The organism is Exiguobacterium sp. s160, from assembly GCF_018617575.1.
Lineage (GTDB): Bacteria > Bacillota > Bacilli > Exiguobacteriales > Exiguobacteriaceae > Exiguobacterium > Exiguobacterium aestuarii_A.
The window spans coordinates 80,415-94,295 of sequence record NZ_JACSKK010000003.1 but is presented as its reverse complement, the minus strand read 5'-3'; the positions used below and the strand labels follow the sequence as shown (position 1 = coordinate 94,295).

Genomic DNA, 13,881 nt, shown 5'->3' with positions numbered 1-13,881 from the left:
AAGTTCATTTTTTCAAACTTTGGAAATGAGTTCTTACTTCACTAATGAAATAAAGAGACCCGGTCACAATCAACGTCTCACTCGTCGGCGCTTCCATCCAATCGTTTAGCCATTCTTGCCATTCAACGAAGCGTGCTCCATCTTTTATAAGCTGCTCTTTCGTTCTCGCACGTGGAAAATCAAACGTCGTCTCATACACGTCGCCAATCTCTTGAAGCGCGTGAACCATCGTGTCACGGTCCTTATCTGCTAATATCGCTGTCAGCACGGTCACATCTGTCTCTTGTTTGGCTTGAAGGACCAACGCCTCGATGCCTTCCTGGTTATGCGCCCCATCCAAGATCACTCGTGGTCGTTTGGAGACGAGTTCATATCGCCCCGGATGTTGTGCCCGCTCAAGTCCCGACCGAATCGCCTCTTCCTTCCAACCGAGATGAAGCGCTACGGCGACGGCACATGCCCCGTTATAAGCTTGATGATGACCCGTCAACCCGAGCACGACAGGTGTCATACCTTCATATGTCACAATCGTCTCAGCCCCGTCCTCAATCTCTTTCACAAGTGTCCGTACATCATGAATCGAAGCGCCTACGTCTTCTCCTTTTTGAAGCAACAGTTCAATCAACTTTTCCTCACCGACACTATGGAACATCGGCACGTCACGCTTCATGATGCCGAATTTTTCAAGCGCAATCTCTTCCAGCGTGTCGCCAAGAATTCCTTGATGGTCATGTCCGATTGATGTCACAACGGTCGCGAGTGGATGTGTCAACACGTTCGTCGAGTCCAGTCGTCCCCCGAGACCGACTTCCCAAATGATCACATCAGGACGTGTGTCATCAAAATAGCACCAGGCCATCATCGTCAAGAGCTCAAATTCCGTCAACGTCTCCGGTGCCGTGTCCGCACACGCTTTGACACGATTCGCCACGTCGACGAGCGCATCTTCTTGAATCGGTTCCCCGTTCAACATGATTCGTTCCTCGAACTGAATGATATAAGGCGACGTGAACGTTCCGACGGATAATCCATTCTTCATCGCCATCGCCCGTAAAAATGCAACGGTCGACCCTTTTCCGTTCGTCCCTGCCACATGAATGGATGGACGTTCTTCTAACCCTAACTGCTCAATCATCCAGTTCATCCGCTCGAGACCCGGTTTGATCCCGAAGCGAAGCTGTCCACTCAACCAATCAAATACATCTTGTCTCGTCTTCATCTTCCACACTCCTACTGTTTACACTTCTGTTTCATCTTATCAAAATTCACGACAGCCGTTATGGAAAACAGTCTGTGCTATACTCGAAGCGAAGAAGGAGGCATGCGCCATGACAACTGATCGGAACTTCGAGGCGACGTACCTCGAACTACGTGACATCTTTTACGACCGTGGACCCATCCATCCGGTCGACAATCCAACACTTGTCTTGTTTAACGATCCATTAGCCGCCTCACTCGGGCTTGATGCACAAACACTCAAACAAGACATCGATTTACTTGCCGGCAATCGTCAAACCGAGACGTCGTTCTCGCAAGCCTACGCCGGACATCAATTCGGCAACTTGACGATGCTCGGGGACGGAAGGGCCCTCATGCTTGGGGAACACGTGACTCCGAACGGGAAACGTGTCGATGTACAGCTCAAAGGATCCGGACCGACGGAGTACTCGAGAGGTGGTGACGGTCGGGCCGCACTCGGTCCCATGGTACGAGAGTTCATCATCAGCGAGGCGATGCACGCGCTTGGCATCCCGACGAACCGTGCACTCGCTGTCGTTCAGACCGGGGAAGCCATCATGCGTCAAGGTCCAAAGCACGGAGCCATCCTGACCCGGGTCGCCTCGAGTCACTTGCGTGTCGGAACGTTTCAATTCGCGGCAGGTGCCGGCTCCATCGATGACGTCATCGCGCTCGCGGAGTTTGCAATCAAACGTCACGACCCAGACTTCATCGATGCACCCGATCGCTACGAACAGTTCCTTGGACGCGTCGTCGAAAGACAGGCGAGACTCATCGCCAACTGGCAACTCGTCGGGTTCATTCACGGCGTGATGAATACGGACAATATGTTCATCAGTGGAGAAGGTCTCGATTACGGACCGTGCGCGTTCATGGATACGTACCACCCGGAGACGGTCTTCAGCTCGATCGACCGAGAAGGACGATACGCCTACGGAAATCAACCGTACATCGGGTCTTGGAACCTTGCCCGACTCGCAGAGACATTGCTGCCGCTGCTTGGGGAGACGAAAGAAGAAGCAGTCGATGTGGCAAACAAACAACTCACACGCTATACGGAGTTGTATAAAGAAGCCTACTTTACCGGACTCACGCATAAGATCGGCATATACGTCCGAAAAGACGGTGACGATGCACTCAACGATGAACTGCTCCGCTTGATGATGGAGACAGAAGCAGATTATACGAATACGTTCCGCTCGTTGACGCTCGGAGAGATCGATTCGCTCCCATTCGCAACTCGTGAAGGTGGGAAGGCGTGGATTGATGCTTGGCAAAAACGCCTAAACGAACAAGGTCTTCCGGATGAGGACGTCAGTAGAATCATGCGCCAATACAACCCGGCCGTCATTCCACGTAATCATCACGTCGAGAAAGCAATCCAAGCAGCAGAACGAGGCGACTTCGGCCCGACCGAGGCGCTACTCACGATTTTGCGTGACCCTTATAACTACGACCAACCGTCTGAGTACGTATCAGCAGGTCCACCGCGGACGTATCCGTACCAAACGTTTTGTGGCACATGAACCATTTCGCATTCGCGAGATGGTTTTTTTGAAACTTCTTTCTCATTCTTACGTAATAAGGAGTGTTCAAATGTGAAAGGAAATGATGATGATGATGAACGAAAAGACACTCGCCTATTGGAATCAATATTGGAAAAAACGTGAAGCTCATCCGCCGTCTGAAGTGGAAGCGTTTCAGTTTGGTGATGACGCAAATGGACTAGCAGAACTCGTCGTCTCTGGAAAGAAGACCGCTACATGTTCCGCGCATATCCTTTACGAGATTGAGAATGAACCGCTCCCCTACGTCGGACAGTACGCCATCGTTCTCGACGAAGCAGATCAACCCTTGGCCATCATTCAAACGACCGAAGTCACGATTCAGGCGATGAATGAGGTATCTGAAGCGTTCGCATTAGCTGAAGGTGAAGGAACATACAAAGAATGGTGGGACATTCATGAGCGATTCTTTAGTGAGCTACTCGGTTCGTATCAAATATCTTTTGCACCAAATATGAATATTGTCTGTGAACGATTTAAAGTAGTGGACCGATTCTATGCGAAAGAGTGATTGAACGTAAAAATGACTTCGAGTGAGGACCATTCTTTTGATAACAACCCGAACGTCGCTCGACGCTCGGGTCTTGTTTTACTCTGAATCATCGAAAGGGAACGATACGGACGAAGGTTCCGGTAAAGAATCAGCTAGTGTCAACAGTTCTTCTTCCGAGATGTTTCCCGTCACGAGAATTAGTTTGTCTTGACTGATGAAGTAGATTCCATTGCCGCTCGGCTGATTCAATCGACCATACTCCACTCCATCCGTCTGACGATTGATTCTCTCACCGTCGCCTACACTGAATGCATCGGTCATCAAAATGGTGACCAGTTGCGACTCATCATAGAACGTCCACAATTTTACCGGTCGTTCCACGTCATCGATTTCACTATCAATCGTATACATCGAATCTTCTGGGAGTGACAAACCGTGGCTTCTTTTTTCGGAAGCGTCAGTGATTCCAAAGTGCTTCATCCCATGCATGACCCATTCCCCGTCCCGTGAATAGTGATAGACACCGAAGGAAGGTGTTTGGTTAGGATGAGCCATCGCTACCAATCCGATGTCTCCAACTGTCGCCTCATAGATGACGTCCTTTGTGGAAAGGTGACCTTCCGATCCATCTTGATATTGAAGCGTGATTTGATGAACTACCGCATCTGCTAACGATTCGGTCCCTTTTGGTACGTCTTCAATGAGCGTGCCGACCCATTCACTCGTGAGTGCTTTGGACTCCTCACTCATTTCAATTTTCTCTATATCTGTACCGACCTCTTTCTCTTCTGATGTCGTACATCCAGTCAGCCCCAATACAAGAACACACATTAACCCGATTCGTTTTCATCTCGTATCCCCTTATCTACATCTACCTCTCCAAATTCTACCAAAACACGAAAAAACCTTCTTCAGAGAATTAATCTCCAAAGAAGGTCATGGTCTTACTTACGCAACTCTTCCAAACGGGCGCGGACCGCGTCACGCTTGTCGAGGTAGTCTTTTTCTTTTGCTTTTTCTTCGTCGATGACGTGAGCCGGTGCCTTGGCGATGAAGCCTTGGTTTCCGAGTTTCTTCTGTACGCGCTCGACTTCTTTCTCATACTTCGCCACTTCTTTTTCAAGACGCGCGATTTCTTCTTCGAAGTTGATGAGGTCTGCGAGCGGGATGAAGAGCTCCGCTCCCGTCATGATCGCGGACATCGACTTGTCCGGAGCCGTGAGGCCACGTCCGATTTCAAGCTCTGTCGCGTTCGTGAACTTGCCGATCGTCATTTCGTTCGCGCTCAAGTAACCTTGCGTCGCATCGTCGCTCGTCGAGATGAAGAGCTGGATTGGTTTTGACATCGGTGCGTTCACTTCTGCACGGATGTTACGAACTGAGCGGATGACGTTCATCACAGCTTCAAACGCTGGAACTGAATCGGCGAAGTGAAGGTCGTCACGACGCGTTGGGTAGCTTGCACGAACGATTGAATCGCCTTCGTGCGGCAAGTGCTGCCAGATTTCCTCTGTGAGGAACGGCATGAACGGATGCATGAGACGCATGATTGAATCGAGCGTATGCGCGAGGACCGAACGTGTCGTGTGCTTCGCTGCTTCGTCCTCACCATAGAGCGTGAGTTTCGCCATCTCGATGTACCAGTTACAGAACTCTTCCCAGATGAAGTTGTACAGGTAACGACCGGCTTCACCGAACTCGTACTTGTCGACGAGGCGTGTCACTTGGTCGATCGTATCGTTCAAGCGTGTCAAAATCCACTTGTCAGCAAGCGTCTTCTCGCCCGTGAGGTCGATTTCTTCCACTTTGAGTCCATCCATGTTCATGAGAGCGAAACGGCTCGCGTTCCAAATCTTGTTCGAGAAGTTCCATGTCGACTCGATCTTCTCCCAATAGAAACGAAGGTCGTTCCCTGGTGTCGAACCTGTGAGGAGGAACCAACGGAGTGAATCCGCTCCGTACTGGTCGATGACTTCCATCGGGTCAACGCCGTTACCGAGTGATTTCGACATCTTGCGCCCTTCCGAGTCACGGATGAGACCGTGGATGAGGACATCGTTGAACGGTTGTTTCCCTGTGAACTCGAGTGATTGGAAGATCATGCGTGATACCCAGAAGAAGATGATGTCGTATCCCGTAACGAGCGCGCTCGTCGGGAAGTAACGGTTGAAGTCCGGTGCGTCCGTATCCGGCCAGCCCATCGTTGAGAACGGCCAAAGCGCTGACGAGAACCATGTGTCGAGAACGTCCTCGTCTTGTGTCCAGTTCTCACTGTCCGCCGGTGCTTCTTTTCCTACATACACTTCGCCTGTCTCGTTATGATACCAAGCCGGGATGCGGTGGCCCCACCAAAGTTGACGGCTGATACACCAGTCGCGGATGTTCTCCATCCAACGGAGGTATGTGCCTTCGAAGCGCTCTGGGACGAAGTTGACTTTCGTGTCGTCGTTTCCTTGTGCTTCGAGTGCTGCTTTAGAGAGTGGCTCCATGTCAACGAACCATTGTTTCGAAAGGTATGGCTCGATGACTGCGCCTGAACGCTCTGAGTGACCGACCGAGTGCGTGTGCGGCTCAATCTTCACGAGTGTGCCGTCCGCCTCTAAGTCTTTGACGAGTTGCTTGCGGCATTCGAAGCGATCAAGCCCTTCGTAAATGCCCGCGTTCTCGTTCATCTTCCCGCCTTCGTCCATGACGAGGATGCGTGGAAGTTCGTGACGGTTTCCGATTTCAAAGTCGTTCGGGTCATGGGCTGGCGTGATTTTTACGCAACCTGTACCGAACTCCATGTCCACATAGTCGTCCGCAACGATCGGAATCTCACGGTTCATGACCGGAAGCATGATCGTCTTACCGATGAGGTGTGTGTAACGCTCATCTTTCGGGTTGACGGCAACCGCTGTATCGCCGAGCATCGTCTCTGGACGTGTCGTCGCGATCTCGATGTGACCTGAGCCGTCAGCGAGTGGATACTTCATGTGATAGAACGCACCCTCGACTTCTTGGTAAATAACCTCGATATCCGAAACTGCCGTCTTTTGAGCCGGGTCCCAGTTGACGATATATTCGCCACGGTAGATTAAGCCTTTTTCATACAAGCGAACGAATACTTCTTGAACGGCTTTTGAGAGCCCTTCATCGAGTGTGAAGCGTTCACGTGAATAGTCGAGACCGAGACCGAGCTTAGACCATTGGTCGCGAATCGTCTTCGCGTACTCGTCTTTCCATTCCCACGTCTTCTCGAGGAACTTCTCACGTCCGAGGTCGTAACGCATCACGCCTTCTTCACGGAGCTTTTGTTCGACTTTCGCCTGAGTCGCGATGCCGGCGTGGTCCATCCCTGGGAGCCAGAGCACGTCATAACCTTGCATGCGCTTGAGGCGCGTCAACAAATCTTGGAGCGTCGTGTCCCAAGCGTGACCGAGGTGAAGTTTCCCCGTAACGTTCGGTGGTGGGATGACGATTGTGTACGGTTGTTTCGAATCGTCCTCATCTGCTTTAAATACATCGTTCTCTAACCAGTAGTCGTACCATTTTGACTCCGTCGCACTTGGGTCGTACTTCGTCGGCATGGTGATTTCGTTTGTCTCATGGGCCATGTGTGGCGCCTCCTCTATATCTTAATGAACACAAAAACGGCTTCTCTCGTCCTATACGCTAAGGACGAAAGAAGCCGTGATCTTCCGCGGTACCACCTTAGTTCGCCAACAAGTGGCGCACTCAAAATCGAATAACGGTCGATGGACCGAACTTTCTTACTCCATTCAGAAAGTCAGCTCCGAGGCGACTTCCGCGTCCATCCCTCGCAACCTTTCACCAAGCGGTCGCGTCTCTAAAAAAGGAATGGATGATGCGTACTACTCCTCATCAATGCTTTTCATCGTATCTGTTAAATAATTGTAGCGACAGAAACGTCAGCAGTCAAGATTAGAGTGAAAACTCTTCTTGAAGCTCTTTAAACGTCGCTTCGACCGCTGCAATCGTCTTCTCGATATCCTCATCCGTATGTGCCGTCGATAGGAACAATCCTTCGAACTGTGACGGTGGCAAGAATACGCCGCGCGCTGCCATCTTCTGATAGTACGAACGGAACATCTCGAGGTTCGCCGATTTCGCTTTTTCGAAGTTCGTCACTTTCTCATTCGTGAAGAAGAAGCCAAACATCGAGCCGGCACGGTTCGTGTCGTGCGGGATGTTGTATTTCTCACCAGCTTGCGTGAAACCTTCCGCGAGACGGTCTGCTTTACGCTCGAACTCCGCATAGTGCTCCGGTTTGAGTTGCGAGAGTGTCGTGTAACCAGCAATCATCGCGAGTGGGTTACCCGAGAGCGTACCCGCTTGATAGATCGGACCTTGCGGTGCGATCTGTTCCATGATTTCACGTTTTCCACCGTAAGCGCCGACCGGAAGTCCACCGCCGATAACCTTACCGAGACACGTGAGGTCCGGTGTGACACCGAAGTATCCTTGTGCACAGTTGTACCCGACACGGAAGCCCGTCATGACCTCATCAAAGATGAGAAGCGCGCCGTTTTGTTCCGTGATTTCACGGAGTCCTTTGAGGAACCCTGGTTGTGGTGGCACGAAGCCCATGTTTCCAGCAGCCGGTTCGACGATGACACCAGCGAGGTCGTCACCGTATTTCTCAAACGCGACGCGGACTGCGTCCAAGTCGTTGTAAGGAACGGTGAGCGTGTGGCTCGCGAGCTCTTTCGGTACACCTGGTGAGTCCGGGAGACCGAGTGTTGCGACACCAGAACCGGCTTTAATGAGAAGCGAGTCGCCGTGTCCGTGGTAGCATCCTTCGAACTTCAAGATCTTCGTCTTCCCTGTATAGCCGCGCGCGAGGCGAAGTGCCGCCATCGTCGCTTCCGTACCCGAGTTGACCATGCGGACCATCTCGATTGATGGGACGCGGTCGATGACGAGTTCTGCCATCTTCGTCTCGAGCTCGGTCGGCGTCCCGAACGTCCAGCCTTTTTCAGCTTGTTCTTGAATCGCTTTCGTGACGACAGGGTCACGGTGACCGAGGATGAGGGGTCCCCATGAGAGGACGTAATCGATATACTCGTTGCCATCGATGTCATAGACGCGTGAACCTTCACCACGTTCGGCGAAGATCGGCGTCATACCGACCGATTTGTAGGCACGGACCGGACTGTTGACGCCGCCTGGCATGAGTGGGCGGGCTTGTTCGAACGCTTCTTGTGAGCGCGTTTGGTTGTATGTCATGCGTAGTCTCCTTCCAAATAGCGACAGACGTCTTTTGCGAAATACGTGACGATGAGATCTGCACCGGCACGTTTGAATCCTACCATCGTCTCCATGACGATGCGTTCTTCATCGACCCAGTCGTTGAGTGATGCGGCTTTGATCATCGCGTACTCTCCGCTCACGTTATACGCCACGATTGGCATATCGAGTGAGTCACGCATATCACGGATGATGTCCATGAACGCGAGAGCCGGTTTGACAATCATAAAGTCGGCACCTTGTTCGACGTCAGATTGTGACTCGCGGAACGCCTCACGACGGTTCGCCGGGTCCATCTGATAGCCTTTACGGTCGCCTTCCCCTGGAGCCGATTGGGCAGCGTCTCGGAACGGTCCGTAATACGCTGACGCATATTTCACGCCATAGCTCATGATTGGGATGTGGCTGAATCCGTTTTGGTCGAGACCTTCACGGATGGCTGTGACGAATCCGTCCATCATCGAGCTCGGTGCGATGATATCGGCACCCGCTTGTGCTTGCGTGATGGCTGTCTGGACGTGAAGTGGAAGCGATGCGTCGTTATCGACGTCCCCGTCCTTCACGAGGCCACAGTGACCTGTAGACGTATATTCACATAGGCACGTATCGGCAATGACCGTGAGCTGTGGCGCCCACTCTTTCACTTTACGGATCGCTTCTTGGACGATGCCGTGGTCATGATACGCTTCACTGCCTTCCGGGTCTTTATGTTCCGGCACGCCGAACAAGAGCACGGATTGGAGACCGAGGTCGACGATTTCTTTGATTTCTTCTTCGAGTCGGTCAAGTGAATAATTAAAGACGCCAGGCATCGAGCTGACTTCACGTTTAATGTTAGTCCCTTCAATGATGAAGAGTGGGTAAATCAAATCTTCTTTCCGAACATGATTTTCACGTACGAGGGCACGCATCGACTTCGATGAGCGAAGACGACGGTGACGGTCAAACTGGTTCATGAAAAATCCTCCCCTACACACTGTATTAATGCATCCATAGTATAACATTCTGGCACTCGTACCGGTAACGTCGACACTTGTCGGACGGCACGTTCCGTCACTTCGCCGATGGCGTACCACGTCCCGGTGAAGCGGGACAAGTGCGGTGTGAGCGCCTCGACGGCCGACGGGCTCAAGACGAGCAGTGCCTTCACGGTCTCGAGTTGTTGCTGTTGCGCCGATGTCAGTGGCAACGGAATCGTCTCGTAAACGACCCAGTCCTGCACGTGAGAGAGCATCGTCATGTGCTTCGTGTTCGCCAAATTGCCACGCGCGAACAAGACGACCTCATCGGCGGAAACGACATCGCGTAACTGCTCAAAGAGTGCCTCACCCGTATACGTCTCCGGCATGAGCGAGACGGTAAACCCTTCCGCTTCAAGCGCCCGCTTCGTCTTCTCACCGACAGCAGCGACCTTGACATCACGCGTCAGATTTCGAAGCGCGGGCACCGCGTTCTGGCTCGTGACGACGAGCCAGTCGAATCTCTCCACGGGTGGTGGGACGTGCGTCTCTCTCGTCTGAATGAGCGGGACATGATGAACGGAAAGACCGCTCGCCTCGAGCAGCGCCCGTTGCGAAGCGGTCATTCGTTTCGTTCCCGTGTACCAGACGTCACTCATTGACCGAGGCGAGGATTTCACGCCCGCCACGTCCAAGCAATTCTTCTGCGACGTCCATTCCGAGTGCGACCCCGTCCGTTGACGTTTTCGTCACGCGAAGTACTTCTTTCCCGTCCACTGACGCGATGAGGCCCGTGAGCGTCACTTCGTCACCGTCGACCGTCGCGTAACCGCCGACCGGGACGTGACAGCTTCCCTCGATGGCTTTTAAGAAAGTCCGTTCCGCTGTCGCGGCTTTTGCCGTCACATCATCATGTAACAGTTGAAGCACTGCCGTGACTTCTGCATCATTTTTACGACTCTCGATCGCGAGTACGCCTTGTCCGACAGCAGGTACCATGACGTCTGGGTCAAGCGCTTCGAAATCGACACGGTCCGTCCACCCCATCCGTTCGAGCCCGGCTTTTGCGAGCAAGATGGCGTTGTAGTTCTCCGAATCCAATTTCTTCAGACGTGTGTCGATGTTTCCGCGGATCCATTGAATCTCAAGGTCGGGACGTGCCGCTAAAATCTGTGCCCCACGACGGAGGGAGCTCGTTCCGACGATCGAACCTTTTGGAAGCGTCTCGAACGTGTAGCCGTTCTCGCAGATGAGGACGTCACGTGCGTCGACACGTTTTGGCATGCAGCTGATATAGAGTTCTTCCGGAAGTTCGGCTGGAACGTCCTTCATGCTGTGGACGGCGAAGTCGATGTCCCCGTCGAGCATCTGTTGTTGAATCTCTTTGACGAATAGACCTTTCCCGCCGACTTTTGACAATTGTACATCGACGATTTGGTCCCCTTTCGTCACGATTTCTTTAATCTCGAACTCGTTTTGTGCTCCGGCTTGTTTCAATTGCTCGATGACCCATTTCGTTTGAGTCATGGCGAGTTGGGAACGGCGTGAGCCGACGATGATTTTTCGCATGTTGAGTCTCTCCTTCATAGAAAAAGGCGACACATGTCGCCTTTTATATCTTGTTAGCGCATCAATGCGCGAAGTGGTGCTTTGGCAGAAGTGGCATCTGTTTCTTCCACTTCGTCTACCGGCTGTTCTGGTAACTCGACATCGAGTCCGAACGTCTCGACAAACTGGGAAATTCGAACGTTTGCGTCCGGCTGTGCCGCTGCATCTTTAATGTAGTCAATCGGGTCACGAAGCATCTGGTTGATGATGGACTTCATGTGCTTCCCGATGACTTTCTTGTCGCGCGCCGACAAGTGATCGAGCTTACGCTCTAGACTCGTCATCGTGTCTTCTTGAATATCAAGGGCACGGGCGCGCAACTCGTTCATGATTGGTACGACACCGAGCGTGACGAGCCATGTTTGGAACTCTTGAATCGCTTCATCGATCTTCATCTCAATCTTCTCGGCCTCGAGGAGACGAGCTTCGAGATTCTTGTTGACGATTCCATTCAAATCATCGACATCGAACAAATGAACACCTGGAAGTGTCGCGACCGCTGGATCGATATCTCGCGGCACAGCAATGTCAATGAGAAGAAGTGGGCGTTCACGGCGCAACAATTGTGCCGCTGCCACATCGTCATATCCGATGACGGCGTCTTTCGCCCCGGTCGAACTGATCAAAATATCCGCATCGAGTAAGCCACATGCGATTTCACGAATCGAATGGGCACGACCTTTGAACTTATCTGCAACAGCTTTTGCCTTGCTCTCCGTCCGGTTGAAGACCGCAATCTGTTTGGCACCAGCCTCGAACAAGTTGAGTGTTGTCAGTTCACCCGTTTCACCGGCTCCGACGACGACGACTTGTTTGTCTTCGAGCTGTTGATACATCTCTTGCGCCAGCGTCACGGCAGCCGAACTGACCGATACAGACATTTCCCCAATTTGCGTGTCCGTATGGGCGCGCTTGGCGAGTGTGACCGCTTCTTTGAATAATTTGTTGAAGACCGTTCCTGTCGTTCCATGCTCTTGGGCACGGAAGAAACTCGTCTTCACCTGACCTAAAATTTGTGTTTCCCCGATGATCATTGAGTCGAGGCCCGATGTGACACGGAATAAGTGACGAATCGCCTCTTCCCCTTCTCGAATCGACAAGTATGGTGTGAACTGCTCCATCTCTAGGTTGAACCAGTTCGCCAAGAAACGTTTCGTGTAATAACGTCCAGTATGGAGTTGATCTGTCACGACGTACAGCTCCGTTCGGTTACACGTAGACAAAATAACCGACTCGAAAATGCTCTTCTCTTCGCGAAGTGCAATCATCGCATCCACGATTTCTTGCTCCCCAAACGAGAATTGCTCCCGAATCGCGACAGGGGCTGTCTTGTTATTTAGTCCAACGACGACAATATGCATGTATCTCTTCCCCTCATCTAAAATCCACCGACGGTTGTCTCTTCTTTTTTTCAATCTCTACCGTACATTATAACAGTTCTTATCTGGTAACTATAATCTTCTGTTTGATTTTCCTGAAATAAAATAAGAACTTTTTGTGACAAAAAGAAGTAGAAATGGCGAAACCCCATTTCTACCCTTCCTCTTATGAATCTGATGAGTTTAAATCCGTAATGATAGAACTTTCCGTCTCTTCTTTGTCTAAATATTGTTCGCGCTCCTTTAATTTATAGATACGAACGATATTCTGGACAACTGTTTTTGCGACCGCATACGTAGGTACTGCAATAAGCATCCCGATAATCCCAGCCAAATTTCCAGCCACGAGCAAGACGATAATGATCGTGAGTGGGTGGACTTTCAAAGATTTTCCTTGAATAAGTGGTGAAATGACGTTCGATTCAATCTGCTGGACGATAATCACCACGACGATGACCCAGATGACTTTAATCGGATCTTGAATGAACGCCACGATGACAGCTGGAATAGCACCTAAGAACGGTCCGACGTATGGAATGATATTCGTCACCATCATGAAAAGGGCAAGTAGAATGGCGTAGTCAATACCAACAATCAACAGCCCAATGAGAGATGTAATACCAATGAAAAACGCAACGAGCAATTGTGCGTTGACGTAGCTTCGCACCGTCTCGTGCATGTCGTGCAGAATGTGGCGCGTCTCTTTCTCATAGCTCGATGGAAGCAATTTGACGATGGCGTCCGGCAGACGTTTCCCATCAAGCAACATGTAGAGAAGCATAAACGGGATGACGACGATTGTGATGACCGCTGACGTCACGAATCCGACGACTTGACCGAATGACGAAGCGATGTTTCCAAATAATTCTCCTAAGTAGGACGTAATATTTGTCGTCAAATTGCGGAAAATCTCGTCATTCTCAGCCATGAAGCGTGACAAAAATTCATTTTGCATCAATGTATCTCGGACGGCGAACGCCTGCTGTTGGAGCTCTTTTGCGATACTTGGCATCGCATTGATGAGCGACGTGACCTGTTCAGCAAGGACCGGTCCGAGAATACTGAAGACGATGGTAAAGATGAGCACGAGACCGATCAATGTCATCGCGACCGCAAGTGCCCGTTTCCCTTTCAACCGTTTTTCTAAAAAGTCGACGATGCCGACCAAGAAATAAAAGAAGAGCCCGGCCACAATGAGTGGGACCGTGACAAGTGCCAAAATAACTTGAATCGGTTCAAACACGAATGAGATCTCTGTTCCGACCCAAATGACTAAAAAGATGGTCAGCGTCCAAAAGAGGGCGCGGTACCATTTGTTTTCAAACATGCGCTGCATTTCTCCACCTCGTTTACGATTATGACTATGTACTAACTATGATTATACGATA

The 13,881-nt window shown here is 51.2% G+C and carries 11 protein-coding genes and 1 other annotated feature; of the genes, 2 read left to right on the top strand and 9 right to left on the bottom strand.

What is annotated here, in order from left to right:
• Positions 1-4 precede the first annotated feature (4 nt).
• Positions 5-1,219 carry a bifunctional folylpolyglutamate synthase/dihydrofolate synthase gene (locus KNO86_RS08820; RefSeq protein WP_214695292.1) on the bottom strand — a complete coding sequence of 405 codons (1,215 nt, stop codon included), beginning with the start codon at positions 1,217-1,219 and terminating at the stop codon, positions 5-7.
• A 109-nt stretch (positions 1,220-1,328) separates the two neighbouring features.
• Between KNO86_RS08820 and KNO86_RS08815 the strand changes: the two genes are divergently transcribed.
• Entirely contained in the window at positions 1,329-2,765 is a 1,437-nt protein-coding gene (locus KNO86_RS08815; RefSeq protein WP_214695290.1) for a protein adenylyltransferase SelO, read from the top strand.
• 94 nt (positions 2,766-2,859) lie between these two features.
• Complete coding sequence (locus KNO86_RS08810; protein WP_214695612.1) at positions 2,860-3,315, top strand: ASCH domain-containing protein; 456 nt, start codon at positions 2,860-2,862, stop codon at positions 3,313-3,315.
• Between the two features lie 78 nt (positions 3,316-3,393).
• Here the strand turns inward: KNO86_RS08810 and KNO86_RS08805 are convergent, their stop codons facing one another.
• The 8 genes from KNO86_RS08805 to KNO86_RS08770 form a co-directional block, all read right to left on the bottom strand.
• The gene (locus KNO86_RS08805) at positions 3,394-4,113 is read right to left on the bottom strand and encodes a hypothetical protein (RefSeq protein WP_214695288.1); all 720 of its coding nucleotides are present in this window, start codon (positions 4,111-4,113) and stop codon (positions 3,394-3,396) included.
• Positions 4,114-4,241: 128 nt separating this feature from the next.
• On the bottom strand, positions 4,242-6,893 hold the full coding sequence (locus KNO86_RS08800; RefSeq protein WP_214695286.1) for a valine--tRNA ligase: 2,652 nt from the start codon (positions 6,891-6,893) through the stop codon (positions 4,242-4,244).
• Positions 6,894-6,950: 57 nt separating this feature from the next.
• Positions 6,951-7,174: a binding site (T-box leader), on the bottom strand.
• A 47-nt stretch (positions 7,175-7,221) separates the two neighbouring features.
• Entirely contained in the window at positions 7,222-8,526 is a 1,305-nt protein-coding gene (gene hemL, locus KNO86_RS08795; RefSeq protein WP_214695278.1) for a glutamate-1-semialdehyde 2,1-aminomutase, read from the bottom strand.
• Positions 8,523-9,503, bottom strand: coding sequence for a porphobilinogen synthase (gene hemB / locus KNO86_RS08790; protein WP_214684739.1), 981 nt, complete (start codon positions 9,501-9,503; stop codon positions 8,523-8,525). Before hemB ends, hemL begins: the two co-directional genes overlap by 4 nt.
• Positions 9,500-10,186: a uroporphyrinogen-III synthase gene (locus KNO86_RS08785; protein ID WP_353047690.1), complete on the bottom strand. Its 687-nt coding sequence runs from the start codon at positions 10,184-10,186 to the stop codon at positions 9,500-9,502. Before KNO86_RS08785 ends, hemB begins: the two co-directional genes overlap by 4 nt.
• Positions 10,158-11,075 (bottom strand): hydroxymethylbilane synthase, encoded by a 918-nt coding sequence (gene hemC / locus KNO86_RS08780; protein WP_214695276.1) that lies wholly within the window; start codon positions 11,073-11,075, stop codon positions 10,158-10,160. Before hemC ends, KNO86_RS08785 begins: the two co-directional genes overlap by 29 nt.
• A gap of 53 nt (positions 11,076-11,128) precedes the next feature.
• Entirely contained in the window at positions 11,129-12,475 is a 1,347-nt protein-coding gene (hemA, locus tag KNO86_RS08775; protein ID WP_214695274.1) for a glutamyl-tRNA reductase, read from the bottom strand.
• Positions 12,476-12,659: 184 nt separating this feature from the next.
• Positions 12,660-13,829 carry an AI-2E family transporter gene (locus KNO86_RS08770; protein ID WP_214695272.1) on the bottom strand — a complete coding sequence of 390 codons (1,170 nt, stop codon included), beginning with the start codon at positions 13,827-13,829 and terminating at the stop codon, positions 12,660-12,662.
• Positions 13,830-13,881 lie beyond the last annotated feature (52 nt).

Coding starts and splice junctions, on each gene's coding strand:
- KNO86_RS08820 (WP_214695292.1), bottom strand. CDS start 1,219: ATGAAGACGAGACAAGATGTATTTGATTGGTTGAGTGGACAGCTTCGC.
- KNO86_RS08815 (WP_214695290.1), top strand. CDS start 1,329: ATGACAACTGATCGGAACTTCGAGGCGACGTACCTCGAACTACGTGAC.
- KNO86_RS08810 (WP_214695612.1), top strand. CDS start 2,860: ATGAACGAAAAGACACTCGCCTATTGGAATCAATATTGGAAAAAACGT.
- KNO86_RS08800 (WP_214695286.1), bottom strand. CDS start 6,893: ATGGCCCATGAGACAAACGAAATCACCATGCCGACGAAGTACGACCCA.
- hemL (WP_214695278.1), bottom strand. CDS start 8,526: ATGACATACAACCAAACGCGCTCACAAGAAGCGTTCGAACAAGCCCGC.
- hemB (WP_214684739.1), bottom strand. CDS start 9,503: ATGAACCAGTTTGACCGTCACCGTCGTCTTCGCTCATCGAAGTCGATG.
- hemC (WP_214695276.1), bottom strand. CDS start 11,075: ATGCGAAAAATCATCGTCGGCTCACGCCGTTCCCAACTCGCCATGACT.
- hemA (WP_214695274.1), bottom strand. CDS start 12,475: ATGCATATTGTCGTCGTTGGACTAAATAACAAGACAGCCCCTGTCGCG.
- KNO86_RS08770 (WP_214695272.1), bottom strand. CDS start 13,829: ATGCAGCGCATGTTTGAAAACAAATGGTACCGCGCCCTCTTTTGGACG.